We start from the raw sequence: 26067 nt of genomic DNA, 5'->3' as shown, positions 1-26067 counted from the left end.
GGCCGGTAGCCTGGCCTGGTGACAGGCTCGGAAGAATCCCAGGCGTTCCGGCTTGCGTACGTCCCGGGAGCGACGCCCGCCAAGTGGGTGCGGATCTGGAACGAGCGCCTGCCCGACATCCCGCTGAACCTCCTCGCCGTACCGGCTGCCGAGGCACCCGACGTGCTGCGCGCCGGCGGGGCCGACGCGGGACTCGTACGGCTGCCGGTCGACCGTGCGTTCTTCAGCGCGATCCCCCTCTACACCGAGACGACGGTCGTCGTCGTGCCCAAGGACCATGTGATCACGGCGGCGGACGAGGTGACCGTGGCGGACCTCGCGGAAGAGGTCCTCTTCCACCCCCTCGACGACGTCTTCGACTGGGACCGGCCGCCGGGTGAGCCCGCCTTCGAGCGCCCTGCCACCACCGAGGACGCCGTGGAACTCGTCGCGGCGGGCGTCGGCCTCCTGGTCGTCCCCCAGTCCCTGGCCCGTCTGTACCACCGCAAGGACCTCACGTACCGGCCGCTGGTGGACGGCCCCGAGTCGAGCGTCGCCCTGGCGTGGCCCGAGGAGGCCACCACCGACCTGGTCGAGGATTTCATCGGAATCGTCCGCGGTCGCACGGTCAACAGCTCCCGCGGCCGCAAGGCGGCGACACCGGAATCGAAGGGCAGGGCGGGCGATACGACCGGCGCCCGGCGCAAGTCCGCCGCGGCGAAGACGACCGGAAAAACGGCTGGGAAGTCGGCGGGGCGCAACCCGAGGGCCGGATCCGACGTCTCCAAGGGCGCCAAGCGAAGGAAGCCCCGCCGCCGGGCCTAGCCTCCCTCGGGGTGGCCTCGCCCCGTTCCGACCATCCGGTGGGGCGATGGACGGGAGGCGGGGGAGTTTTGCTGCGCAAGGGGGTGCGGTGCGCGGGCGGCGCCGCGGATCGGCTGCGAGCCCACGGACTGTGGGGCGATCCGGCCGACCGCGAGTACCGGCGGCCGCGCGGTGCGCTGTGGCGGGTGGCGGCGTTCGTCGTGCGCACGCTGCGGGGCGAGTGGCAGGGCATCGTCGTCGATCCGGTGCGGCAACTCAGACGCCGCGGGCTGCCCGCACTGTTCCTGGCGTTCCTGGCCGCCTTCGGCGTCATCTTCTTCCATGCGCTGGCGCAGCGGCCGACCGGTGCGGTGGTGGTGCGGCTGCTCGGCGGTGTCAAGGGCGACCTGCCGTTGTGGCTGGCCCTGCTGCGGACGCCGGTGTCACTGTACGTCCCGGCCCTGGATCTGCCCGTGTGGGCGGGGATCACGAGCCTGTTCCTCGCGTTCGCCCTCGCAGAGCTGATCCTGGGCCGGGCCAGAACGCTCTTCATCTCGTACGCGACCACCCTCGCCGGCACCCTCATGGTGCGGGTGATGATCGCGCTCGGCCCCGGCTGGGGCGGGCTGGGGCTGCCGCGCGGGGTCGGGCAGGTGCTGGACACCGGACCGTCCGCCGCCGTCGTGGGCCTCTTCACCTATCTCTCGATCGTCCAGCGTGCTCCGATCGTGTTCGCCCTCACCGGCGGGTCGATGGTGTGGGAGTCGATCGCCGTACCCAATCTGGCCGGCCGCGAGCATCTGATAGCGGTCGGCACGGCGATCGTCCTGGCCCTGTTCCACGAACGCGGCCGCAGGCGGGCGCCCGCCTGGCCCCTCCTTCCGGTACGCCGGGCGGAGTCGCCGGGGGCGGGCGCCGGGCGCCCGCGTCCGGACGATCACGTCGCGGTCGGCTGAGCGCGGTCGGCGCACGTCGGACGCAGGTGGAACTCCGCGTCCGCCCGGACGCTGCCCCTCTCGCGTCAGGCCACCGCGGGACGGTCCCCCGCAAGGTCAAGCATGTTCCCGGTCCCGTTCATTCATCCGCCCGCGGCGGCGTGTGTGCACCGTGAAGGGAGTGGTCCTGGCTTATCTTCGCCACGAATCCGACATCCGGAGTAAATATGAATAAAACGGATGAACTGGTTGGCGTGGTGGAAGAAGTGGCGCTCGTCGCGCCGGCCGGCCATCAGGGGCGCCGCGTCACCGGACGGCCCCTGCCCCTCGTCGTCCTCACCGCCGTCGCCGCGGTGGCGGTCCTCTCGCTCACCGGCGTCGGATGGCTGAGCCGCCCCGCCGTCGCGGCCTGGCGCACCGTCTGTCTGGCCATCACCGTCCAGGCACTGCCCTTCCTGCTGCTGGGCACGGTCCTGTCGGGGGCGATCAACGCGTTCGTACCGGCCGATCTGTTCACCCGGATCCTGCCCCGCCGACCCGCGCTCGCCGTCCCGGTGGCCGGCATGGCGGGGGTCGTCCTGCCGGGGTGCGAGTGCGCCTCGGTGCCGGTCGCGAACAGCCTGATCCGCCGCGGTGTCACCCCGTCCGCGGCCTTCGCCTTCCTTCTCTCCGCGCCCGCGATCAACCCGATCGTGCTCACCGCCACAGCCGTCGCCTTCCCGGGAAATCCCGCCATGGTCGCCGCCCGACTGCTGGCCTCCCTGGTGACCGCGGCCGCGATGGGCTGGCTGTGGCTCTGGCTGGGGCGCGAGGAGTGGTTGCGGCCGTCCGTCCGCCACACCGGCCACCGGTCAGGACACAGTCGCCTGCGGGAGTTCCGCCTCGGCTTCCAGCACGACTTCCTGCACGCCGGCGGCTTCCTGGTGCTGGGCGCGATGGCCGCGGCCACCTTCAACGTGGCCGTGCCGCGCTCGGTCCTCGACACCTTCTCCGGTTCCCCCTGGCTGTCTGTGCTCTTCCTGGCCGCGCTCGCCGTCCTCCTCGCCGTCTGCTCGGAAGCCGACGCGTTCGTCGCCGCCTCACTCACCGGCTTCTCGCCCACCGCCCGACTGGTGTTCATGGTGGTCGGCCCGATGGTCGACCTGAAGCTGATCGCCCTTCAGGCGGGCACCTTCGGCCGGTCCTTCGCCCTGCGCTTCTCGACCGCGACCACGGTGGTGGCCGTGGCCGCCGGGGTCCTGATCGGAGGAGCACTGCTGTGAAGCGCCACGCCCAGATCCTGCTGCTGGTCCTGACCGGCCTTGGCCTGCTGCACGCCTCCCTGTTCAGCGACCTGTGTCTGCGCTACGTCAAGGAAGGCCTGCGGCCCCTGCTGATCGCCTCCGGGGTGCTGCTCCTGCTGCTGGGCCTCGCGGCAGCAGCGCTGGACCACGCGGCCCCCGAAGCCGACGCGCACGCACACGGCCACGACCACTCCACCGCACCCCGCATCGCCTGGCTGCTGTTCCTGCCCGCGCTCAGCCTGCTCCTCTACGCCCCGCCCGCCCTCGGCGCGTACACCGCCTCGCACGCGAGCAACAAGGCCGTGCCGAAGGCGCAGCGGTTCGATCCACTGCCCGCGACCGTCCCGCTGCCGATGACCCTCACCGACTTCACCGCCCGGGTCCAGCAGGACCGGGAGCAGGCCGTCAGAGGCCGCAGCATCCGGATGACCGGATTCGTCACCCCGGCCGGGCAGGGCGGCGGCTGGTACCTCACCCGGATCATCTTCACCTGCTGCGCGGCGGACTCCCAGTCGGTCAAGGTGCGCATGTACGGGGCCGCCCCACTGCCGGCCAACACCTGGGTGGCCGTCACCGGAACCTGGCACCCCAGGGGCACGCTCGGCACGAAGTCCGCGACGGCGGCCCTCGACGTCCACCGCACCGAGCGCATCTCCCCGCCGGTCAACGCCTACACGGACGACCTTCCGCTCACACCTTCGTGAGGGTGGATCCCGCTCCTCGGACGGGGTGGACGACGGCGGCAGCAAGGAAGCGGCCGCAGGTCGGCCAAGAGACCGGCTCGCGTCACGCACGCGTGGCATCCGCCGCCTGCTGCGGGTTCGTGCCGTACGGCAGATCCACGTCATGGCCTCCTCAGCGGGAACATCACCGACGGAGGCGCCCAGGCGGTCGACGCTCACGCCGAACCACGGCCGCTCCCCGGTGGTCGTCCACCCTCGCCCGTCACGGCCGGAGCTGACTCCACCGGCGACATCCGACCGGTAGGACCCGTCATCCCGCCCCGCTCCGGTGGCAGAATCGGCCGCGTGGACCGGGGGATCCTCGAGCGTGAGCCCGAGCTGGCACAGCTGGCCACGGCCGCACGGGAGGCGGCCGACGGGGCCGGTTCGGTGGTGCTCGTCTTCGGCGAGGCCGGAATCGGCAAGTCCAGCCTGGTGAGAGCCATGCCGGACCGGCTCCCCACACAGGCCCGGGTGCTCGTCGGACAGTGTGACGACCTCGCCACCCGGCGCCCCCTCGGGCCGTTCCGCGACCTCGTCGGCAGCGTCGGAGCCGAACTCGCCCGCGCCGTCACCGAGGGCGGCGACCGCCACCGCGTCTACGAGGCCCTGCACGGCGAGCTGGCCGTGACCCCGCACCCTGCGGTACTCGTCGTCGAGGACGTGCACTGGGCCGACGAGGCATCCATGGACGCCCTGCGTTTCCTCGTCCGGCGCATGGAGCGGCTGCCCGCCCTGCTCGTCCTGACCTACCGCGACGACGAGCTGAGCCGCGGACACCCCCTGCGCCACCTCCTCGGCCAGGTCTCCCGCGCACCCCGCGTACACCGCCTTCCCCTGGCCAGACTGTCGCTCGACGCCGTCCGCACACTCAGCGCGGCCGGCCGCCTCGACCCCGCTCAGGTCTACGAAGTCACGTCCGGGAACCCCTTCTTCGTCACCGAGGTCCTCGCCTCCGGCGGCACCGGGGGAGTGCCCCCGACCGTCGTCGACGCCGTGCTCGCCCGGCTGCGGGGACTGGAACCCGCCACCGTCGACGCACTGGAGCAGCTCGCCGTCGTCCCCTCGGCGGTCGAACGCACGCTGGTCGACGCGCTGCTCAACGGCGGGGTGACCGTCCTTGCGGCGGCCGAGCAGCGCGGGTTGCTGGCCGTGGCGCCGGAACGGGTGGCCTTCCGGCACGAGTTGATCCGGCGGGCGGTCGCCGACTCCGTGCCCACCGCCCGGCGCATCGACCTCAACCGCAACGTCCTGGCGGCGCTCGTGGCCCGGCCCGGCTCGGACGCCGCCCGCATCGTCCACCACGCCGCCCAGGCCGGCGACGAGGACGCCATCGCCCGCTACGGGCCCGACGCGGCCCGCGACGCAGCCGGAGCCGGCGCGCACCGCGAGGCCGCCGCCCAGCTGCGGCTCGTCCTGCAGCAACGGCACCGCTACCCTCCGCCCGACCTCGCCGACCTGCTCGAACGCTACGCCGTGGAGAGCTACACCATCGCCGACTCGGCCGTCGCCGTCACCGCCCAGCGCGAGGCGGTCGCCCTGCGCCGCTTGCTCGGCGACACCCTCGCCCTCGGCGCCGACCTGCGCTGGCTCTCCCGTATCCACTGGTGGGCCGGGGACGCCGACGAGGCGCAGGAGGCCGCCCGCGAGGCCGTCGCCGTACTGGAACACGCGGGCGACGACCGGCTGCTGGCCCTTGCGGTCAGCAACATCGCGCAGCTGCGGATGCTGTCCGACCGCTATCCCGAGGCCGTCGAACACGCCGAACGGGCCATCGTGCTCGCGCAGAAGACCCAGGACGCGGCGATCCTCTCGCACGCCCTCAACAACATGGGCACGGCCCGCTGGCGTGGTGGAGATCCGGGCGGGCGGCAGCAGTTGGAGGAGAGTCTCGAGGTCGCCCTGGACGCCGGGGAGGTCGAGCACGCCTGCCGTGCCTACGCCAACCTCATCTGGACCCTGCTCGACCACCTGCAGTACGCGGAGGCCGACCGTTTCCTGTCCCCGGCCATGGACCTGGCCGACCGGGCCGAACATCTCGGGTTCCTCACCTATCTCCATGTCGAGCTGGCCATACGCCGGCTCGCCGCCGCCGACTGGGACGAGGCGGAGCGGCACGCGGAGTTCGGCATCCACGACTTCCTGCCGGCCCGCTGTCCGGCGCTGACCGTCCTGGCGCGGGTGCGCACCCGCTGCGGCCGTACCGGCGCCGAGGAACTCCTCACCGAGGCCCGGGAGATCGCCGTACGGACCCGGGAGCTGCAGCGCACCGGGCCGGTCGCCGCCGCGCTCGCGGAGGCCGCCTGGCTGCGCGGCGACCACGCTGCCGTCGTCGAGGCCGTCGCCCCGGTGCACGCCCAGGCCCGCCATCTGACTGGTGTCCCCTACAGCGCCGAACTCGGCTACTGGCTCACCAAGGCCGGGCACCCGGTCCCGGCGGACGACTCGGGACACCCGTATGCGCTGCAGGCACGCGGGCAGTGGCGGCGGGCCGCGGCCCTGTGGCACACGGCGGGCTGCCCCTACGAATACGCCGCCGCGCTCGCCGAGAGCCCGGAGCCCGCCGACAAGCTCACCGCCCTCGCCCGGCTCGACGCGCTGGGTGCCGAGCCGCTGGCCCGGCTGGTCCGCGCCGAACTTCGCCGGCTCGGAGTGCCCCGCATCCCGCGCGGCCCGCTCGCCGCCACCCGCGGCAACCCGGCCGGCCTCACCGAACGCCAGCTGCAGGTCATCCGGCTGCTCGCCGAGGGCCTGACCAACTCCGAGATCGCCGCCCGGCTCGTCGTCTCCGTCCGCACCGTCGACAACCACGTTCGCGCGGTCCTCGACAAACTGGGCGCACCCACCCGCCGGCACGCAGCGGTCCGCGCCGCGGAGCTCGGACTGCTCGCCGAGGGCGAAACGTAGGTACCCCGCGGGCCCGAGCTGGGTGATGCCCACGGATGCCCGGGCGGGCGCAACCCGAGTAGAACGTGCGGATCGACCCGACTCCGAACAAATGGGGGATATCCGTATGTCCAGCACACCCGCCCAGGCGGCACGCAGGGAACTGGCCGACTTCACCGGTGAGTTGATCGGACCCGAGGACTCCGGCTACGAACGGGCCCGCGCCGTCTACAACGCGATGATCGACCGGCGCCCGGCACTCGTCGCACGCTGTGCCGACGCGGACGCCGTGGCCCGCGTGATCGGCTTCGCCCGCACGCACGACCTGCCCCTCGCCGTCCGTGGCGGCGGCCACCACGGAGCCGGCCTGGGCACCGTCGACGGCGGCGTGGTGGCCGACCTGTCACCCCTGAAGGACATCCACGTCGACCCGGTGGCCCGCACCGTTCGGGTTGGCGGCGGCTGCGTCTGGGGCGAGGTGGACCGCGCCACCAACCCGCACGGCCTCGCCACCCCCAGCGGCATCGTCTCCACCACCGGCGTCGGCGGGCTCACGCTCGGCGGCGGACTCGGCCATCTGACCCGCAAGTGCGGCCTGACCATCGACAACCTCCTCGCCGCCGACATCGTCCTGGCCGACGGCCGGCAGGTGCGGGCGAGCGCCGACGAGAACACCGACCTGTTCTGGGCGATCCGCGGGGGCGGCGGCAACTTCGGCGTCGTCACCTCCTTCCTGTTCCGGCTGCACGAGGTCGGCACCGTCGTCGGCGGCCCGACCTTCTGGCCCGTCGAGATCAGCCCGGAAGTCCTCAGCGCCTACCGTGACTTCCTCCCGAACGCACCACGCGACCTCAACGCCTTCTTCCTGTACGGCACCGTCCCACCCGCCCCGCCGTTCCCCGAGGACCTCCACCTGCGCAAGACGGCCGGCGTCGTCTGGTGCTACGCGGGCGACGACACCGAGGCCGCCGCACGCGAGATGGCCCCGCTGCTGGACGCCCTGCCGACGCCGATGCTGCACGCCGTGGGACCGATGGCCCACCCCGATCTGCAGTCCATGTTCGACGGGCTCTACCCGCAGGGCCACCAGTGGTACTGGCGCGCCGACTTCGTCAACGAGATCCCCGACGAGGCCGTCGAACTCCACGCCAAGTTCGGTGCCGAGGTGCCTACGGTCCAGTCGACCATGCACCTGTACCCGATCGACGGCGCCGCCCACGACGTCGGCCCCGACGACACCCCCTGGGCCTACCGGGGCGCCCAGTGGTCCACCGTCTACGCCGGAGTCGACCCCGACGCCGCCAACGCCGGCCTCGTCAGGCGCTGGACCGTCGACTACTTCGAGGCCCTGCACCCGTACTCGGCGGGCGGCGCCTACGTGAACATGATGATGGACGAGGGCCAGGACCGCGTCCGCGCCAGTTACCGCGGCAACTACGACCGTCTGGCCCGTATCAAGGCCGAGCGTGACCCGGACAACGTGTTCCGCCTCAACCAGAACATCCGGCCCAGCTGAACCAGGCCCGGATCACCAGGTGTCGACGAACGGGCGGTGCCCTGCCTCCGGAACAGGGCACCGCTCCAGCGCCGCAAGGATCCAGGCCCGCGACCCGGCCGGGTCGATCACCGCGTCGATCTCCAGCGCGGCCGCCGCGTTGACCGCCTTCCCGCGTTCGTACAACTCGGCGACCCGCTCCTCGAAGACACGCGCACGCTCGGCCGGGTCGGCGATCGCGGCCAGCTCCCTGCGGTAGCCGAGCCGCACCGCGCCCTCAAGACCCATCCCGCCGAACTCGCCGCTCGGCCAGGCCGCCGTGGCCAGCGGGGCCCGCGTCGAGCCGCCCATCATGGCCATCGCCCCGAGCCCGTACGCCTTGCGCAGCACCAGGCTCACCAGCGGCACCCGCAGATTGGCGCCCGTCACGAACAGCCGGGCGAAGTGCCGCACGGTGGCGGTCCGTTCGGCGTCCGGGCCGACCATGAACCCCGGTGTGTCGCACAGCGAGACCACCGGCAGCCCGAACGCGTCGCACAACTGCAGGAACCGTGCCGCCTTGTCGGCCGCGTCCCGGTCGATCGCCCCGCCCAGATGCGCCGGGTTGCTGGCCAGGAGCCCCAGCGGCCGCCCCTCGATGCGCACGAGACAGGTGAGCACGCCCACGCCGAACTCCGGCCGCAGTTCCAGCACCGAGTCCGTGTCCGCGAGCCCGGTGACGGCCGCCCGTACGTCGTAGGCCCGCCGCCGGTTCTGCGGCACCACCTGGCGCAGCAGCCGCTGATCGGGCGCCTCCCAGCTTTCCTGCTCTCCTTGGAAGTACGACAGATACCGCCGCGCCATCCGCACGGCCTCCGCCTCGTCGGCGACCGCGAGGTCCACCACCCCGTTGGGCACCTGCACCGACAGCGGGCCCACCTCCTCCGGCCGGAACACCCCGAGCCCGCCGCCCTCGATCATCGCGGGCCCGCCCATCCCGATCGTCGCGTCGGGCGTGGCGATCACGACGTCGCAGCAGCCCAGCAGCGCCGCGTTACCGGCGAAACACCGCCCCGAGACGATGCCCACCAGCGGCACCAGCCCGCTGAGCCGCCCCATCCGCTGGAAGGTGGTCACGTCGAGGCCCGCCACCGCCGTGGTGTCGGTGTCCCCGGGCCGCCCGCCACCGCCTTCCGCGAACAGCACCACGGGCAGCCGCCGCTCCTCGGCGAGCTCCAGCATCCGATCCGTCTTGCGGTGGTTCTGCAGCCCCTGGGTGCCGGCGAGAACCGTGTAGTCGTACGACATCGCCACGCACGGCCGGCCGTTGATCTGCCCGGTGCCGGTGACCATGCCGTCGGCCGGCGTCGACCGGATCAGGTCGTCCAGCGAGCGGCGGCTGCGCTGGGCGGCGATCGCCAGGGCGCCGAACTCGGTGAAGGTGCCCGTGTCGCACAGGTCCTCGATGTTCTCGCGGGCGGTGCGTCTGCCCAGGGCGTGCCGCCCCGCGACCGCCTCCGGCCGGTTCTCGTCGAGGCCGAAGGAGTGCCGCCGTACGACCTCGGCGAGGTCCGCACGCACGGCATCCGGATCGACCGGCTCCGCCGCGGGCCCCTCGCCCTGTGCGCCGGTGAGGTCGTCCAGGCCGGCCAACGGGGAGCCGGCGCCGACCGTTTCGCCCACGCGCGCGTGCACCAGCCGTACCACCCCAGCCCCGGGAGCCCGCACCACGTGCTCCATCTTCATCGCTTCCAGCACCAGCAACTGCTGTCCTGCCCGCACCGGTTCGCCGGGGGAGACGTCGACGGAGACGACGGTGCCGCTGAGCGGCGCGACGACCGTGCCGTCCGTGGCCGCCTCCTCGGGAACGACGTGGGCCTGCGCAAGCTCGGCCACCACCCCCGTGTGCGCCCAGAAACGCGGCCGGGCCAGCACCTCCCGCAGCAGCGGGATCCCCGTCCGCACCCCCTCCAACGCGAACTCGCCCAACGCCCGCCGCGCTCGCGCGCAAGCCGCCTCCGCATCGCCCGCCGGGACGTGCGCGACCACCTTGGCGAGCAACGGGTCGTACCGGACCCCGACTTCGGCCCCGGCGCGGATCGCCGTGTCGACCCGCACACCGGGCCCCGACGGCAGGTCGAACCGCGTGATCCGCCCCGCCCCCTCGGCCGTGACCCGCGCCTGCACGGCAAAACCGCGCGGCGCAGCCGGCGGCCCCGACAGCCCCAGCTCGTCCAGCGTGGCCCCGGCCGCCAGGCGCAGCTGCACGGCGACCAGGTCCACCCCTGTCACCTCCTCGGTGACCGTGTGCTCCACCTGAAGGCGCGGATTGGCCTCGATGAACCAGAACTCCTCGTCCCGGAGCAAGAATTCGAAGGTGACCAGGCTCGAACAGCGGGCGGCGCGGGCCATCCGCAGTGCGGCGCCGAGGATCCGCTCCCTGGTGTCCTCGGGGAGCTCGGGCGCGGGCGCGATCTCGATCACCTTCTGGTGACGGCGCTGCGCACTGCAGTCCCGGTCCCACAGATGTGTGACGGCGCCGACCGTGTCCCCGACGACCTGGACCTCGATGTGCCGGGCGCCCTCCAGCAGCCGTTCCGCATACAACTCGCCCGTCCCGAAGCCTTGTTGGGCCTCCGAGGCACACCGCTCCCAGGCCTCGTCCAGCTCCTCGGCCCGCCGTACGACCCGCATGCCGCGTCCGCCGCCCCCGCCCACCGCCTTGATCATCACGGGCCCGGCGGTCAGCAGCTCCCGCGCCCCGTCCGGGCCGTCGGCCCCGGCGAGCACGGGAACCCCCGCCTCGGCGGCGAACTCACGCGCTTGCGCCTTGTCCCCGAAGACCGCCAGCACCTCGGGCGTGGGCCCGACGAAAGTCACCCCCGCGTCGGCGCAGCGGCGCGCGAAGGCGGCGTCCTCGCTCAGAAAGCCGTACCCGGGATGCAGGAAGTCGCAGCCGGTGCCGCGCGCGGCGGCGAGCAGTGCGCCGCCGTCGAGGTAGTCGCCCAACGGGACGGCCTCGTCGGCCAGGCGGGCGTGCGCGTCGTCGCCCTCGGCGTACACCGCGACCGTGCGCAGCCCGGCCTCCGAGGCGGCCCGCAGGACGCGTACGGCGATCTCCCCGCGGTTGGCGACGAGCACGGCGGCACTACCCATGGGAGCCCTCCACGGACCTCGGCGGACCTCATCGACCGGCCCCGCCATGCTCATTGACATTGACGTCAACGTCAATACGCTCCCGGTGTGGCACGCACACACAAGGCCTGGGCGGTCCGCACCGCCCGCGACCGCACCGAGGCCCCGGCCCGCGCCCGGCTCCTGGACGCCGCCGAGGCCGTCTTCGCGCGGCTCGGCCTCGGCCCGGCCACCGTCGCCGACATCACGGCGGAAGCGGAGGTCTCCCGGGCGGGCTTCTACGTGTACTTCGCCTCCAAGGAGGAGATCTTCCGCGTCCTGGCGGTCCGTGTACGGGACGCGTTCCTCGCGGCACAGGAGGTGCCAGGCGTCGACACGGACGATCCGCACGCCGTCGCCGAGGCCTCCATCGGCGCCTTCATCGCCGCCTACGCCCGACACCAGCCGCTGCTGGGCCTGCTGGAGCAGCAGGCGCGCACCGACCCTGCCATGGCGCGACTGTGGGACGAGATCCGCGAACGGCCCGTTCACCGCCACGCCCGCTACATCCGCCGCCTCACCGACGGCGGCCTTGCCGCACCTGCCGCCGAACCCCTGGCACTGGCCCGTGCGGTGGGCGGCATGTGCGTCGAGTTCGCCCGCCGTGTCGCCGCGCACCCCGGCACCTACGAGGACGCCGTGCGCGACGTCACCGCCATGTATCTGCACCTGCTCGGAGCCGCCCGAACACGTCAGGAGTAGCCGCACCATGACGCCGACGCCACGCACCGACGCCTACCTCGCCGACCTGCGCGCCCGCTGGGCGAAGTCGCGGCGGAGCAGGCAGCCGGACACCACGACCCATCGCGCCGGCGAGCGGACGGTGCCGGGATACGTACGCCAGTGGACTCACGAGACACCCGACCGGCCCGCGTTCATCGCCCACGGGGTTCATCGCCCACGGGGTTCATCGCCCACGGGCGGACGCTCACCTACCGCGAACTCGACCACGCCGCTGAGCGCACGAGCCAGTCGTACGTGCCCCGCGCCGTGAACTCCTCCTGACCGCCGCGCAGCAGCAGGTCCGCGGTGGCGAACTCCGAGGCGTCGGCCTGTGCGGCGACGTACGGGATCGCGATGCAGCGCATGCCGGCGGCGTGCGCTGCTGCGGCGCCGGGGGCGGCGTCCTCCAGGACCACACAGTCGGCCGGGGCCGCCCCGAGGCGGCGGGCCGCCTCCAGGAAGACGTCCGGGGCCGGTTTGCCGCGGGGCACCTCGTCGGCCGAGACGACGGTGCGCAGATATGTGTCCAGGCCGGTACCGGCGAGGATCGCCTCGATCGCCTCCGGCGAGGACCCCGAGGCCACGGCCATCGGCACGCCCTCCGTCGCGAGCAGTTCGACGAACTTCCGCATCTCCGGGTACGTGTGCGTGGCGGCGCGGGCCAGCTCCAGATAGCGGCGGTCGGTGTCGGCGAGAAGCTCGGCGACGGGGGCCGCCAGGCCGTACTTCTGCTTCCACAGGACGGCCGTCTCCAGCGTGCTGACGCCGACGTACCCCTCGTGCTCCGCCCATGTGAAGTCCGGGACGCCGTGCTCGGCGAGGGTCTGGCGGCCCGCCTCGTAGTAGTTCGGCTCGCTGTCCACGAGTGTTCCGTCGAGATCGAAGATGACCGAAGTGGCGCCGAGCTTGCTCATGGTTCCAGCATGGCAGCGCACCAGAGCAAGGTCATTTGCGGGCCGCTCGGCCGATCGACTCGACCAGCGGCAGCAGCCGCTGCGGGACACGCTCGCGCAGCGCCACCTCGGTGCGGGTGCGGACGACGCCCGGCAGGCTGATCAGCTTCTGGATGACGTCCTCCAGATGGGCGTTGTCGCGCGCCACCACCCGGGTCAGCAGGTCGCCGCCGCCGGTGATCGAGAAGGCCTCGACGATCTCCGGCACGGAGGCCAGCGCCTCTCCCACGTCGTCCAGATGCCCCTGGGTGACCTCGATGTGCACGAACGCGAGCACCGGGTGGCCGAGCGCGGCGGGGGAGAGCGTCGGACCCGTTCCGGTGATCACGCCGTCCCGCTCCAGCCGGTCGAGGCGGGCCTGGAGGGTGCCGCGGGCGACGCCCAGGATCCGGGCGTACTCGCGCACGCTCGTACGCGGCTGCTCCATCAGCAGCCGCAGGATGCGGGTGTCGAGCTCGTCGACGGCCATGGTGCCCGGCCTCCTCGTGCCTGGTCCGTTGGCTCGCTCCTGGCCGCCGACGGACCGATATGTCTGTGCCAATGGTCCAGCATATTCGAGGCCGCTTGAGCCAGCCGACGCCTTGATGCTGCAATGTTCACGTCGATGGCGCTGCGGACCCCGTGGCGCCTTTTTCATGCCGGTGATGTGCGAGGGGTGGGACGCAGTGCTGAAGAGGGTGTTCGTGGCGCCGGATCCGGGGCGGATGCGGCTGCGCTTCGCAGCGCGGGCCGTCCTCGGCATCGCGCTCGCGGTCGTCGTCTGCTCCCTGGCCGGGCTCTCCCTCGCCGGTGCCGTCACCGGCGGGCTGGCCGCGCTGCTCGCCCTGTTCACCGTCATGGACGCCACCGTCCGCGGACAGGCCGTCACCACCACGCTGCTGCCCGCCGTCGGGCTGCCCGTGCTCGCCGCCGCGGCCGCACTGCACGACCACCCGGTGGCCCGCGACCTCACGTTCCTCGCCGTGATCGGCGCGGGCGTGTACGTGCGCCGCTTCGGGCCGCGCGGGCACAGCCTCGGTGTCTTCGCGTTCATGACCTACTTCGTGGCGCAGTTCCTGCACGCCACCACGGACCGCCTGCCCGAGCTGTATGCCGCCGTCCTCCTTTCCGTGCTCAGCGCCTCCGCGGTCCGCTTCGGCCTGTGGTGCTACGAGGCCAAGCTGCCCCCGGCGCCCGTGCCCGCCCCGCCCGCCGGCACCGGCCTGGCCCGCGTCACCACCCGCCAGGCGGTCCAGGCCACCGCCGGCGCGGGCTTCGCTCTGGTGGTGGGCCAGCTGGTATCCGGGCAGCGCTGGTACTGGGCCGTCGGCGCCACCTGGTGGATCTTCGTCAACACCGCCTCGCGCGGCGAGACCCTGGTCCGCGGCTTCCGCCGCGTCCTCGGCACGGTGATCGGGATCGCCCTCGGCCCGCTGATCGCCGTCCCCCTGCACGGAGCCGCCTTTCCCACGGCCGCGCTCCTCGCCGTCTGCGTCTTCGGCATCTTCTACACGGCCGCGGTGTCGTACACCTGGATGATGCTCTGGGTCACGCTCCTCGCCGAACTCCTCTACGGCCTCCTGGGCGTGCTGAACCCGGGTCTGCTCGCTCTGCGCCTCGCGGAGACCGGCGTCGGCGCGCTCGGGGCCGTACTCGCCGTGCTCTTCGTCCTGCCCGTCACCACGCACTCCATCACCGACGCCTGGATCCAGCGCGCCCTGCGCTGCGTCCACGCCTGCACGGCAGAGGCCGCCGCCCGCCTCGCGGGCTCCACGACCGCCGACCCGGCGCGGCGGATCGCGGAACTGGAGCAACTCCTCGGCCGCGTACGGCTGTCCGTCGCACCCCTCGTCCACCCGCTCAACCCGATGCTCGGCCGCAAACGACGCGCCCGCCGGGTGCTGGACCTGCTCGACGACTGCGCCCGCGAGACCCGCGGCCTGGTCGCCGTCGCCGCCGACCCGGAGGCCTCCCACGACGCCCGACTGGCAGCCGCCTGCTGGCGCGTGGAGGCGGCGGTGGAGGCGCTCACCGGTGGCGAACACGCCCGCCTCGACATCGCCGCCGAGGCCCCCGCGGCGGAACCCGCGCTGGCCCACCTGCACGGCCTGGAGCGGGCCCTCGCGGAACTGGCCACCCCGCTGCGGACGCCGTCCGGTTCGCCGCTCGTAGGGGCGTGAGCCCCCGCGCCGAGGCACTCTTGTCGGCCATGTAGGGGGTGGGTGTGTCCGGCGCGCGGTGCGGACGCCGGGGCCGAGGCGTACGCCGGGCATCTGCGGGAGGCCACCCGCGACGGCCGGGCTTGCGCCCTCATCCCGGTGTTCGCGCCCGACGCACCCGGCCGCCCCGGACCTCGCAGATGGAACGAACAGCTCGTCCGCCACGCCGGCGACGCGCGCAACGCCGACATCACCGGCCCCGTCTTCCGTCTCGGCGGCCCCGGTACCTCCTTCGACGTCCTGCCGCAGATCGCCGGCCGTCTCGGCTTCGACATCCGGACCGACGAGACGCTCTGGAAGGACCGCGCGCTGACCCCCGCGGGTGGGCGCCGACCGGTGGTGGATCGTGCTACTCCCTCGCGCGAGCCCGCCGCGAGACAGACGCCTCGGTTGCGGCCTGGTCAAATACCCCGCGTATGGTCTAGACCGCTGGTGATCGACTGCTAACGTCGCCCCGACGGCACAGGACCGAGAGGGGACAGCGGTGACAGACGGCGACGGGCGGCGACAGCGGGCCTTCATCGGGTCGTTCACGGCGGCGGGAGGCCCCGGGATCGTGACCGCGGCCGTAGCCCCGGACAGCGGTGCGCTGACCGCGCTGAGCAGCGTGGACGGCGTCCCCGACCCCTCCTACCTGGCACCGGCACCCGACGGGCGGACCCTCTACGCGGTCAGCGAGACCGCCGAAGGCGCGGTGGCCGCGTACCGGGTGACGGGAGACCGGCCGGAGAAGGCCGGGGCGCCGGTTCCGGTCGGCGGCAACACCCCGACGCACCTCAGCGTGTTCGACGGGCACGTCCTGACCGCCAACTACGGCTCCGGCAGCGTCACCGCCGTGCCCGTCCGCTCCGACGGCACCCTCGCCGGCGCAGCCTCCGACGTCCTCCAGCACAAGGGCTCGGGCCCGCACACCCTGCGCCAGCAGGGGCCGCACGCGCACCAGGTGCAGCCCGACCCGAGCGGGCGGTGGGCCGTCAGCGTCGACCTGGGCACGGACTCGGTCCGGGTCTGCACACTGACCGGCGGCCGCCTCGAAGTGCACCGGGAGATCGCCCTGCGACCCGGCTCCGGGCCGCGCCACCTGGCCTTCCACCCGGACGGCACGCGCGCGTACGTTCTCAACGAACTGACGCCGACGGTCACCGTCTGTCACTGGGACGCCGTGACCGGTTCCCTGGAACCGCTGACCGAGCGGCATGTGCTCCCCGGCGCCCCGACCGGCGACGCCTACCCGTCCGGCATCGTCGCCTCCCCCGACGGCCGCTTCGTGTGGACCGCCACCCGCGGCGAGGACGTCCTGTCCACCTTCGCCGTCGAGGGCGACGAGCTCCGCCTGATCGGCACGGTCCCCTGCGGCGGCCACTGGCCCCGCGCGATCGCCGAGTCGGACGGATTCCTGTACGTCGCCAACGAACGCTCCGGCGAGGTGACCTGGTTCGCCCTCGACCCCTCCACAGGCCTGCCGCGCTACGAGGGTTCCCTGGCGGTCCCTGCGGCGTCCTGCGTGGTGTTCGGCTGAGCAGGTCGGTCGGTGTGGCCGCGCACCGAAGGGGCGCGGGGCTGTATCGATCTGCGGCTCCGCCCGTGGGCGCGACCAGCCACGACGGGTCCGCAGACGATCGATGGCATTTCGCGCCGCGGCGGTGACGGACACGGGCCACGGGTGAACGCCGAAGGGCCCGCTCCAAGCACTGGAGCGGGCCCTTCGGCGTTCGTACATCTTTGGCAGCGAAGCTGCCGCACGCCTCAGCGCACCGGCGTCCCCTGCGGCTGCGGCGGGGCGATACCCAGCGCCGTCGTGTACTTGGCCAGTGCGAGCTTGCCGATCGCCGGGTACGGGCCGAGCGCCTCGGCGGCGGAGCAGCCCGCCTCCTTGGCCGCCTCCTCGATCAGGCCCGGGTCGATCTCCGGCCCTATCAGGTACGGCGCGAGCGCCAGCTGCTGCGAACCCGAGCCGCGCAGCTGCTCGGCGACGGCCGCGATCGAGCCGTCCTGGTCCAGCGCCGCCGCCATCACCGGCACGGCGAGACGTGCGGCGAGCAGCATGCCGGTGATCCCGGCCGCCTGAACGGCCTCGTCACCACCCACCGAGGCCAGGATGATGCCGTCCGCCGCGGTCGCCACGGTGAACAGGCGGGCGCGGTCGGCACGGGCCAGTCCGGCCTCCGACAGGCGCACGTGCAGCGCCTCGGCGAGCAGCGGGTGCGGGCCCAGCACGTCGGTGAGGTCGGCCGCGACACGGCTGTCCATCACGGCCTGGCGGATCCGGCGCAGCAGCGCGCCGTCGGGGCCGGCCAGCAGCGGCACGACGACGGCGACGGGGCCGTCCGGCTCCTTGACGTCCAGGCCGGCGGCGCGGGCGTGCTCGAAGCGGGCGGCACGCTCCTCGGAGGCGTGCGCGAGCACGGCCTGCAGCGTGGGGAACTCCGCCTCGTCCCCGTCCAGGTACCCGATCCGCGCATCGAGGCCGGGGAGCTCGGAGCGGGCGATGCTCACGACCTCCTCGGCGAGGCTGCGCGTGGGGGCGCCGGGAGTGCCCGGCACCGCGAGGACGAGCGCGGGCGCGCCCTCAGGAGCCGCCAGCGGCTCGGGTCGGCGGTGCCGCCCGGGCTGGCGAGGTCGCGGCATTCGTACTGGCAGGCCGGACGCGGGCCCAGTGGGGGAGCTCATGGCGACGCATGTTACTGGCTTCCTGGGCTCCCCTGTTCGGGGAGGGTGCAGGTGAGCGGTTTCTGTCCCATTTTGTCTGATGAGTTACATACGGATCAGAAGCTTGGGGCGTCCGGAGATCAGCCGTCGTCGCCGGTCATCACGCTCAGCATTGCTTCATCACTCGGGAGAGTGAGTGTTCCCGCCGCGAGATCGTCGGCGATACGCACCGAGCCGGCCAGTGGATCGCCGGCGGCCGCCACCAGCGGTGCGTGCGGCAGCCGCTGCGACAGCTCTTCCATGAGGGGGACGAGCAGAGGATCGCCCATCTTGAACAGGCCGCCTGTGACGGCAACGTGAGCGTCTCCCGCGGGTGGACAGACCGCGGCCGCGGACTCCGCCATGTGCCGGGCCGCCGCGCGCAGGATGCCGGCGGCGACCGGGTCGCCGTCGGCGCAGGCGGCCACCTGGGGTGCGAAGGAGGCGAGCACGGCGGGCCGGTCCTGGCGCGGGTAGAGCCTGCCCGGCAGCCCCGGCATCGGACCGAACACCTCCTCGGCGCGGGCCAGCAAGCCGGTCGAACCGCCGGGTCTTCCGTCGAACGCACGCAGGGCCGCCTCCAGCCCGGCCCGTCCGATCCAGGCGCCGCTGCCGCAGTCGCCCAGCAGATGCCCCCAGCCGTCCGCGCGGTGCCAGCGCGTCAGGTCCGTACCGATGGCGATCAGGCCCGTCCCGGCCGCGACCACGGCGCCCGGGCGGGGCCCGAGGGCGCCGACATAGGCGGTGACGGCGTCGGCGACGAGGGCGACGGAGCGGATGCCGAACTCCCGGCCCAGCGCACCGGGGAGTTCGGCACGCAGGGCATCGCCGAGGGAGGCGAGCCCGGCGGCACCCACGACGGCCGTGCTCAGTGCGGAGACACCGGTCTCTGAAATCAACTCCCGTACCATTGGCGCGATTTGGGCCATGAGATGGCCCGGATCGATCCCCCGGGCTCCGGTGCGCACCGGTTCCCGGGACTCCCGCTGGGCCGGCGGACCGCCGTCCGTGCGCTTGACGACGACCCGCAGACCCGAGCCCCCCGAGTCGACCGCGAGGATTCCCGTCGTGCCGGCCCGCGTCCCGTGCGCCGCCACGTCCGTACCCGGTCCGTCCCCCGCACCGCTCACGGCAGACGCCAGTCCACCGGCTGCCCGCCCTGTCTGATCAGCAGGTCGTTGGCCCGGCTGAAGGGACGCGAGCCGAAGAAGCCGCGGTCGGCCGACATCGGGGACGGGTGGGCGGACTCCACCGACGGGAGGCTGCCGAGCAGCGGGCGCAGATTGCGGGCGTCCCGGCCCCAGAGGATGGACACCAGAGGCTTGCCGCGCCCGGCGAGGGCCCGAATGGCCTGCTCGGTGACTTCCTCCCAGCCTTTGCCGCGGTGCGCGCCCGGTTTGCGCGGGGCGGTGGTCAGCGCCCTGTTGAGCAGCAGCACGCCCTGCTGTGTCCACGGCGTCAGATCCCCGTTGGACGGCTGGGGCAGGCCCAGGTCGGTGGTCAACTCCCGGTAGATGTTGATGAGACTGCCGGGCAGCGGACGCACCTCGGGCGCCACCGAGAACGACAGCCCCACGGCGTGCCCCGGCGTGGGATACGGGTCCTGGCCGACGATCAGGACCCGTACCTCGTCGAAGGGTTGCTGGAAGGCCCGCAGAACATTCGCTCCGGCCGGAAGATAGGTGCGCCCCGCGGAGATCTCCGCGCGCAGGAAGTCCCCCATCTCGGCGATCCGTCCGGCCACCGGTTCCAGGGCCTTCGCCCAGCCCGCTTCGACGATTTCATGCAACGGTCGTGGTGCCACGGGCGTCACCCTACTGCCGTACGGGCAGCAGAGATCAACCGGTGGCCAAGGGCGTGCGCTCCCCCCGCAGCACTCATCCGATCACCGCGGCCCGCACGCACAGCACATCCGGCAGATGCGAGGCCAACTGCCGCCAGCTGTCGCCGTCGTCGGCCGATGCGTACACCTCGCCGTTGCGGTTGCCGAAGTAAACGCCCGCAGGGTCAGCGCCGTCGGTGCACAGCGCGTCGCGCAGCACCGTGCCGTAGTGGTCCTCATGCGGCAGGCCCGCGGACAACGGCTCCCAGATCTTGCCCGCGTCGGCCGTGCGGAAGACCCGGCAGCGGCGGCCGGCGGGCACCCGGTCCGCGTCCGCGTTGATCGGGAACACATACGCCGTGTCGCCGCGGTGCGGGTGTGCGGCCGCGGCGAAGCCGAAGGTGGACGGCAGCCCTTCGCCGATGTCGCTCCAGTGCCCGCCCGCGTCGTCGCTGCGGTACACGCCCCAGTGGTTCTGCAGATACAGCCGGTCCGGGTTGGCCGCGTCCCGCGCGACCTTGTGCACGCACTGCCCGAACTCCGGGTTCGGATCCGGCAGGAACACCGCGGAGACACCGGAGTTGGACGGCGCCCAACTCGCCCCGCCGTCAGTGGTCCTGAACACCCCGGCCGTGGAGACGGCGACGGTCACCGCCTGCGGGTCGCGCTTGTCGGTGAGCACGGTGTGCAGGCCCTCACCGCCGCCGCCCGGCACCCACTTCGAGCGCGTGGGGTGCTCCCACAGGGGCCGCACCAGCTCGAAGGTCTCCCCGCGGTCCTCCGAGCGGTACAGGGCGGCCGGCTCCGTGCCCGCGTACACCACGTCCTGTTCCGCGGCCGCCGGATGCAGCTGCCACACCCGCTCCAGCGAAGCCCCGGTGTCCTTGGGGAACTTGACGGCCGGCCGGGCCGGTTCCGTCCAGGTGCGGCCCAGGTCGTCGGAGTGGAACACGGATGGGCCCCAGTGGGCGCTGTCGCCGCCGGCCAGCAGACGCGGACGGTCGCCGCGGGTGTCGATCGCGACCGAGTACACGGCCTGCGCGTTGAAGTAGGGGGTCTCGTCGAACTCCCATGCGCCACCTCGCCGACGCCCGATGAACAGGCCTTTGCGCGTGCCCACGGCGAGCAGTACCTCGGTCATGCCGAATCACCTCCGCTGTGTCTGTGACGGCTCTGTCCCAGACATCGGCCAGTCTGCACCCCACCACTGACAGTCCTCCTCTGCATCAGCATCTCTGCAGGTCAAGGCGGTGTCGGCGGATCGGGAGGCGATGACCGGCCCCGCTTGCGAGGACACCTGCGCGAGCGAGGTGACGCAGGCGACGGTCGAGTCGGTGGAGTCGACCTGAGCATCCGGCGGCCTTCGCCCGTATGGGAGGGAGGTTCCGGATGATCGTGCGCTCATGAGGAGGATGCCTTCGATGGCGTTCCGTGGTCCGAAGGTGTGGCTGTGGCGCTGGCGGCGCAATCCGCTGAGGCGTCGCGCCGACGCGGTGGAGGCGTGGGTCGTTCTCGGTACCTGGCTGGTCACCGTCCTGGTCGGTGTGCTCGCGGGTCTGGCGACCACGAGGTCCGTCGAGGACGGTCTGGCCCGCGAGCGCGTCGAGTGGCGGCAGGTCGCGGCGCGGCTGACGGAGAAGGCGCCCGGTTCGGCCTCCGACCACCCCGCCACGTTCAGCGGCGACCGGGTGTGGGGAAACGTGCGCTGGACCGCCCCGGACGGCACCACGCACACCGGTCAGGTCCGGGTCGGCCCCGGCAGCAGCGCCGGCACGGCGGTCACCGTCTGGACCGACCTGCAGGGCCACCTCGTCTCCCGGCCCGCCACCGCCGCCCAGGCCCAGCTGCGGTCCTCGCTGATCGGCGCGCTGGTGGGCATGACCGCGGCTGCGGCGCCCTTCGTCGGCGGACGTGTCCTGTGCGGGCGCCTGGAACGCCGCCGCATGTCGCAGTGGGACACCGAGTGGGCCCGCTTCGGACCGCTGTGGGGGCGCAAGACGAGCTGACGAGGACGCCTCCCGACAGAACCGCCGGGGGTCGTCGCGCTGCGGGTTCCGGGTCCCTGTGCCATCGTCGTAGGTGACGCCCTCGAGGCGGCACACAGGCGTAGCCCCAGGGCCGAAGTGGTGGCGGTTACTCCAGTTGATGCTGGGCCCCTGGACGCCTCGCGCCGGAGAACTACCCTCGCGGACACAACCATTTCTGGCGGAAGGCGGTGCCTCATGGCGGAGCAGACTTCCAGAAGGGAACTGGTCGGCGAACTGTCGGCGGAGTTCCTGGGCACCATGATCCTGATCCTCTTCGGCTGCGGTGTGGTCGCCCAGGTCGTGGCCGCCGGGATCGGAGATCACGACAGCATCGCCTGGGCCTGGGGCCTCGGCGTGACCATGGGCGTCTACGTCGCCGCCCGGCTCAGCGGCGCCCACATCAACCCCGCCATCACCCTGGCCCTGGCCTGCTTCAAGGGCTTCGAGTGGAAGAAGGTCGGGCCGTACGTCGTGGCGCAGACCGCGGGGGCTTTCGTCGCCGCGCTGCTGGTGCGCTGGAACTACACCGAGGTCCTCGCCAAGGCCGACCCCGGCCACACCATCAAGACACAGGGCGTCTTCTCGACCCTCCCGGGCAACGGCGCCCTGCCCGTGAGCGAACTCGGCGCGCTGCGCGACCAGGTGATCGGCACGGCCATCCTGGTCCTGGTCATCTTCGCCATCACCGACCTGATGAACACCCCGCCCGGCGCCAACTTGGCACCGTTCATCATCGGTCTCCTGGTGGTGGCGATCGGCATGGCCTGGGGCACGGACGCCGGCTACGCCATCAACCCGGCCCGTGACTTCGGGCCGCGGCTCGCCAGCTTCATCACCGGGTACGGGACCGCCTGGCGGGACCAGTACGGCAACATCTACTTCTGGGTGCCGATCGTCGGGCCGCTGGTCGGCGGTGTGCTCGGTGCCGCCATCTACAAGTTCTTCATCTCGCAGTTCCTGACCGGTGAGGAGGAACAGGAGCCGGGCCGCATCCCGACACCGGACGGCGAAGACATGGCCTAGCGGGCACGGCCCGCATCGAGCCGGGCGGGAGGCGGCCTTCACCAGGAGGGGGGCCCGTCACCCGTCCGGCCGCTCTCGGCCCGACGAGTGCGGTTACCGTCGTACGCAGCGGTGTGCGCCCGTTCGCGCAGGGCGACGAAGTCCCGCACGCCGGGCGAGGAGCGCCACGGCATGGCCGGGAGGGGCGGCAGGACCACGCCGACGGTCGCGGCGGCCGGGCCGGGGATGCGGCCGTGGCGGTTCGTCGTCACCTTCGGCACCGTCAGCCTGCTGGCCGACTTCGTCTACGAGGGCGCCCGATCCGTCACCGGCCCGCTGCTCGCCTCGCTCGGTGCGTCCGCCCTGGTCGTCGGCGTGGTCACCGGCGTCGGCGAGGCCGCCGCGCTGGTGCTGCGGCTGCTCTCCGGGCCGCTGACCGACCGCACCCGCCGCTTCTGGGCGTGGACGATCGCCGGATACACGCTCACGGTGGTCTCCGTGCCGGTGCTCGGCCTGGCCGGGGTGCTGTGGGTGGCGAGCGCGCTGGTGATCGCCGAACGCGTGGGCAAGGCGGTGCGCTCCCCGGCCAAGGACACGCTGCTGTCGCATGCCGCGGCCGCCACCGGGCGCGGCCGCGGCTTCGCCGTCCACGAGGCGATGGACCAGATCGGAGCGCTGATCGGACCCCTGGTGGTGGCCGGGGTGCTGGCCGCGACCGGCGACGACTACGCGCCCGCGCTGGGCGTGCTGGCCGTCCCCGGCGCCGCCGTACTGGCCCTGTTGCTGTGGCTGCGTCACCGGGTGCCGGATCCGGCCGCCTACGAACCCGAGGCGGAACCCGCGGCGGCCGTGGGACAGGCGGGCAGGGCGCGGTTGCCGCGCACCTTCTGGGTGTACGCCGCCTTCACGGCCGCGACGCTGGCCGGGTTCGCGACCTTCGGCGTGCTCTCCTACCACCTGGTCCAGCGGCAACTGCTGCCCACCGCCGCGGTGCCGGTGCTGTACGCCGCCGCCATGGGCGTCGACGCGCTCGCCGCGCTGGCCACCGGCTGGGCCTACGACCGGTACGGCGCCCGCACCCTGGCCGTACTGCCCGTCCTCGCTGCCGGTGTGCCCCTGCTGGCCTTCACCGACACCGTCGCCCTGACCGTGGCCGGCACGCTGCTGTGGGGCGCCGCCATGGGCGTACAGGAGTCGACCCTGCGGGCCACCGTCGCCGACCTCGTCCCGCCCGGTCGCCGCGCCACCGCGTACGGCCTGTTCGCCGCCGTCATCGGCGCGGCCACGCTGATCGGCGGCATCCTCGCGGGAGCCCTGTACTCCCGCTCGATCCCGGCGCTGATCATCGTCACCGTGGCCGTCCAGGCCCTTGCGCTCGTCCTGCTCGCCGTCACCCGGCCGGGGCGTACGTCCTGAAACGCGCGGACGGTCCGCGGGGCGAGCGCCCAGCGGACCGTCCGGTGCAGATTCTCCTAGCTCGCGGCGTGCCCGACGCGCCGCTTGCGGCGGTGCAGGGCGAACGCGGTGCCGGTGGCCCCCGCGGTGAGCAGACCCGCGGCCAGGGCCATCGGGAGCGCCGGGGAGGCCGAACCGGTGTCGGCGACGTTCTGCGCCTTGAGGTCCTGGACGTAGGGCGGGTAGGCGCCCTGCGCGGAGACGGCGGTGACCGTCCCGCTGTGGTGCGGGATGCCCTTCACGGACTTGACCGAGCCGTCCGAGTTCAGCAGCACCTGCTTGTTGTTGGGGTGCTTGAAGTCGAACAGCCCGCTCAGGGAGCCGGAGCGCCGGTCGAAGGAGGCGTCACCGATGCGGCCGGTGTGCCAGTTGTTCTCGATGAACCTGGTGATCGACGCCTGCTCGGTGGCGGTGTGGTCGATCGAGTTGACCTTGCTGTAGGGGGAGATGACCAGCAGCGGCTGCCGGGTGCCGGGGCCGCAGCGGTCCGCGTAGCCGCCGGCCGCAGCCGGGCCGGACTGGCAGGCCGGGCTGTCCAGGGCCTTGCCGTTGGAGCCGACCGTGGAGTCCTTGGAGCCGTTGAGCACCTTGGCGGCCACGTGGTCGTACCAGCCGTCGGAGTCGTCGTAGGCGACGACGACCGCGGTGGACTTCCACTGCGGCGACTGCTGCAGCGCGTTGATCTCCTTGACCAGGAAGTGCTGCTCGTCGATCGGGTCCGAGTAGCCGGCGTGACCGTCCTGGTACTCGGCCGCCTTGAGGAAGCTGACCGCGGGCAGGCGGCCGGCCTGGAGGGCGGCGTCGAAGTCCGTCAGGTCGTAGTTGTGGTTGGCCCGGCCGGCGTGTCCGATCTCGGCGATGCTCTTGGGGGCCAGGTGGTGAGGGTTGGACGTCGACTTGTAGTACTCGAACGGCGAGTGGTGCGGGCTGTAGTCCACGGATGCCGCGCCGCCGATGTTGGCGTGGGTGGTGCCGCCGCACTTGGCGTAGTCGCCCTGCTTGCCGTCCCAGGCGGTGCTAGGCCGGAAGCCGCCCTGGAACCAGCCCCAGCTCACACCCTTGGAGTTGAGCAGGTCACCGATGTTCTTGCCCTGCATGACCGCCAGCGCGTTGGTCGACGTGTGGTCCTTGTCCGAGCAGTCGTCGAAGGCCGGGTCCGGGTCGTTGACCAGCGTGCCGACACCCTTGGCGTCGGGGGAGAGGACCGTGTACGGGTCGGGCTTCGAGGTCTGCTTCGGGTCCTCCGTGCCGGAGGCCGGGTCGACGGAGATCACGCCGTGCGTCTGGCCGGAGATCAGGTTGAGCGCGCCGGGTGTGGAGGGCCCGTAGACCGAGCTGAACGACTTGTCGTTCAGGGCGTAGTGCTGGGCGTAGTTCCACAGCGCCGTGACGGTGTTGCCGTCGTAGTAGTCCATCACCAGGCCGGGCTCGCCGAAGAGCCCGCTGCACTTGTTGACCTCGGTGTTCTCGACGTACTTGTTGGCCTTGCCGCCGTCGGCCGCGTACTGCTCGGGGCCGTAGGAATGGTTCTGGTCGCAGGTCATGGCCTGCGAACTGGCCAGCCGCTTGGGCTGGTAGAGGTTCGGGTTGTTCTTCAGGAGTCCGGCGTTGAGGAGGTTGTCGGCCTTCGGGGTGTGCGCGGCCGCCTTGAACTTGGTGCCGTCGGTGTTCGCGGCCTTCGGATACGTGGCGAAGTAGTGGTCGAACGAGATGTTCTCGTCGTAGATCACCACCAGGTGCTTGATCGGTGTCGCGGTGCGCGCGCCCGAGGCGGCCTGAACGCCGGAGGCCGCCGAGGCGGGGACGGCACCGCCCGCGCTCGCCAGGGCGGCCGCACCGAGCAGGGTGCCTACGCGCGTCAACCGGCGCCGCGCCCTTGGACTTCTACCTGTGCCGATCATGCTGTCTCGCCTTCCGAGAGCACGGAATTCCACTGCAATTC

Annotated in this window: 21 protein-coding genes and 1 riboswitch; of the genes, 13 read left to right on the top strand and 8 right to left on the bottom strand. The window is 72.7% G+C overall.

Features of this window, described 5'->3' with window-relative positions; translation table 11 throughout:
* Positions 1-18 precede the first annotated feature (18 nt).
* The 6 genes from ACFY1E_RS11460 to ACFY1E_RS11435 all read left to right on the top strand — a co-directional run bounded on the left by ACFY1E_RS11460 (position 19) and on the right by ACFY1E_RS11435 (position 8125).
* Positions 19-804 carry a LysR family substrate-binding domain-containing protein gene (locus ACFY1E_RS11460; RefSeq protein ID WP_389074164.1) on the top strand — a complete coding sequence of 262 codons (786 nt, stop codon included), beginning with the start codon at positions 19-21 and terminating at the stop codon, positions 802-804.
* A gap of 176 nt (positions 805-980) precedes the next feature.
* Positions 981-1739: a hypothetical protein gene (locus ACFY1E_RS11455; protein WP_389074908.1), complete on the top strand. Its 759-nt coding sequence runs from the start codon at positions 981-983 to the stop codon at positions 1737-1739.
* A gap of 206 nt (positions 1740-1945) precedes the next feature.
* Positions 1946-2980 carry a permease gene (locus ACFY1E_RS11450; RefSeq protein ID WP_389074162.1) on the top strand — a complete coding sequence of 345 codons (1035 nt, stop codon included), beginning with the start codon at positions 1946-1948 and terminating at the stop codon, positions 2978-2980.
* Entirely contained in the window at positions 2977-3705 is a 729-nt protein-coding gene (locus ACFY1E_RS11445; protein ID WP_389074160.1) for a TIGR03943 family putative permease subunit, read from the top strand. The genes ACFY1E_RS11450 and ACFY1E_RS11445 overlap by 4 nt, the downstream gene beginning before the upstream one ends.
* A 170-nt stretch (positions 3706-3875) precedes the next feature.
* A riboswitch (ZMP/ZTP riboswitch) is annotated at positions 3876-3960 on the bottom strand.
* A 69-nt stretch (positions 3961-4029) separates the two neighbouring features.
* Positions 4030-6630 carry a helix-turn-helix transcriptional regulator gene (locus tag ACFY1E_RS11440; protein ID WP_389074157.1) on the top strand — a complete coding sequence of 867 codons (2601 nt, stop codon included), beginning with the start codon at positions 4030-4032 and terminating at the stop codon, positions 6628-6630.
* 106 nt (positions 6631-6736) lie between these two features.
* On the top strand, positions 6737-8125 hold the full coding sequence (locus ACFY1E_RS11435; RefSeq protein ID WP_389074155.1) for an FAD-binding oxidoreductase: 1389 nt from the start codon (positions 6737-6739) through the stop codon (positions 8123-8125).
* A gap of 12 nt (positions 8126-8137) precedes the next feature.
* On the opposite strand, the gene ACFY1E_RS11430 is transcribed toward ACFY1E_RS11435, so the two are convergent.
* Entirely contained in the window at positions 8138-11239 is a 3102-nt protein-coding gene (locus ACFY1E_RS11430; protein WP_389074152.1) for a carboxyl transferase domain-containing protein, read from the bottom strand.
* Positions 11240-11326: 87 nt separating this feature from the next.
* On the opposite strand from ACFY1E_RS11430, the gene ACFY1E_RS11425 reads away from it, so the two are divergent.
* Positions 11327-11959 carry a TetR/AcrR family transcriptional regulator gene (locus ACFY1E_RS11425; RefSeq protein ID WP_389074150.1) on the top strand — a complete coding sequence of 211 codons (633 nt, stop codon included), beginning with the start codon at positions 11327-11329 and terminating at the stop codon, positions 11957-11959.
* 230 nt (positions 11960-12189) lie between these two features.
* Here ACFY1E_RS11425 and ACFY1E_RS11420 read toward each other — a convergent pair whose 3' ends face one another.
* Together ACFY1E_RS11420 and ACFY1E_RS11415 are read right to left on the bottom strand one after the other, a co-directional pair.
* Positions 12190-12894: an HAD family hydrolase gene (locus tag ACFY1E_RS11420; RefSeq protein ID WP_389074147.1), complete on the bottom strand. Its 705-nt coding sequence runs from the start codon at positions 12892-12894 to the stop codon at positions 12190-12192.
* A gap of 31 nt (positions 12895-12925) precedes the next feature.
* Positions 12926-13402 (bottom strand): Lrp/AsnC family transcriptional regulator, encoded by a 477-nt coding sequence (locus ACFY1E_RS11415; protein ID WP_030931193.1) that lies wholly within the window; start codon positions 13400-13402, stop codon positions 12926-12928.
* 196 nt (positions 13403-13598) lie between these two features.
* Between ACFY1E_RS11415 and ACFY1E_RS11410 the strand changes: the two genes are divergently transcribed.
* The 3 genes from ACFY1E_RS11410 to ACFY1E_RS11400 are packed head-to-tail and all read left to right on the top strand — an operon-like array spanning position 13599 to position 16650.
* The gene (locus ACFY1E_RS11410; protein WP_389074145.1) at positions 13599-15092 is read left to right on the top strand and encodes an FUSC family protein; all 1494 of its coding nucleotides are present in this window, start codon (positions 13599-13601) and stop codon (positions 15090-15092) included.
* A gap of 42 nt (positions 15093-15134) precedes the next feature.
* Positions 15135-15578 carry a nitric oxide synthase oxygenase gene (locus ACFY1E_RS11405; RefSeq protein WP_389074143.1) on the top strand — a complete coding sequence of 148 codons (444 nt, stop codon included), beginning with the start codon at positions 15135-15137 and terminating at the stop codon, positions 15576-15578.
* A gap of 37 nt (positions 15579-15615) precedes the next feature.
* The gene (locus ACFY1E_RS11400) at positions 15616-16650 is read left to right on the top strand and encodes a lactonase family protein (RefSeq protein WP_389074140.1); all 1035 of its coding nucleotides are present in this window, start codon (positions 15616-15618) and stop codon (positions 16648-16650) included.
* Between the two features lie 227 nt (positions 16651-16877).
* Here ACFY1E_RS11400 and ACFY1E_RS11395 read toward each other — a convergent pair whose 3' ends face one another.
* The 4 genes from ACFY1E_RS11395 to ACFY1E_RS11380 all read right to left on the bottom strand — a co-directional run bounded on the left by ACFY1E_RS11395 (position 16878) and on the right by ACFY1E_RS11380 (position 20782).
* Positions 16878-17801 carry a sirohydrochlorin chelatase gene (locus tag ACFY1E_RS11395; RefSeq protein ID WP_389074138.1) on the bottom strand — a complete coding sequence of 308 codons (924 nt, stop codon included), beginning with the start codon at positions 17799-17801 and terminating at the stop codon, positions 16878-16880.
* 119 nt (positions 17802-17920) lie between these two features.
* A complete protein-coding gene (locus ACFY1E_RS11390) occupies positions 17921-18916 on the bottom strand; it encodes an N-acetylglucosamine kinase (RefSeq protein WP_389074906.1) in 996 nt (331 codons plus the stop codon).
* A 29-nt stretch (positions 18917-18945) separates the two neighbouring features.
* A complete protein-coding gene (locus tag ACFY1E_RS11385; RefSeq protein WP_389074135.1) occupies positions 18946-19623 on the bottom strand; it encodes a uracil-DNA glycosylase in 678 nt (225 codons plus the stop codon).
* A 73-nt stretch (positions 19624-19696) separates the two neighbouring features.
* Positions 19697-20782: a WD40/YVTN/BNR-like repeat-containing protein gene (locus tag ACFY1E_RS11380; protein WP_389074133.1), complete on the bottom strand. Its 1086-nt coding sequence runs from the start codon at positions 20780-20782 to the stop codon at positions 19697-19699.
* Between the two features lie 280 nt (positions 20783-21062).
* On the opposite strand from ACFY1E_RS11380, the gene ACFY1E_RS11375 reads away from it, so the two are divergent.
* From ACFY1E_RS11375 to ACFY1E_RS11365, 3 genes are all read left to right on the top strand, one after another.
* Positions 21063-21647, top strand: a complete 585-nt coding sequence (locus ACFY1E_RS11375) for a hypothetical protein (RefSeq protein ID WP_389074130.1) — start codon at positions 21063-21065, stop codon at positions 21645-21647.
* A gap of 216 nt (positions 21648-21863) precedes the next feature.
* Positions 21864-22691, top strand: coding sequence for an MIP/aquaporin family protein (locus ACFY1E_RS11370; protein ID WP_389074128.1), 828 nt, complete (start codon positions 21864-21866; stop codon positions 22689-22691).
* Positions 22692-22862: 171 nt separating this feature from the next.
* Positions 22863-24086, top strand: a complete 1224-nt coding sequence (locus ACFY1E_RS11365; RefSeq protein ID WP_389074126.1) for an MFS transporter — start codon at positions 22863-22865, stop codon at positions 24084-24086.
* A gap of 56 nt (positions 24087-24142) precedes the next feature.
* Here the strand turns inward: ACFY1E_RS11365 and ACFY1E_RS11360 are convergent, their stop codons facing one another.
* Positions 24143-26026, bottom strand: coding sequence for a phospholipase C (locus ACFY1E_RS11360; RefSeq protein WP_389074123.1), 1884 nt, complete (start codon positions 26024-26026; stop codon positions 24143-24145).
* Between the last annotated feature and the right edge of the window lie 41 nt (positions 26027-26067).

The organism is Streptomyces sp. NPDC001604 (assembly GCF_042893475.1).
GTDB lineage: Bacteria > Actinomycetota > Actinomycetes > Streptomycetales > Streptomycetaceae > Streptomyces.
The sequence above is the reverse complement of the archived record's forward strand: the minus strand, read 5'-3'. Positions and strand labels throughout refer to the sequence as shown.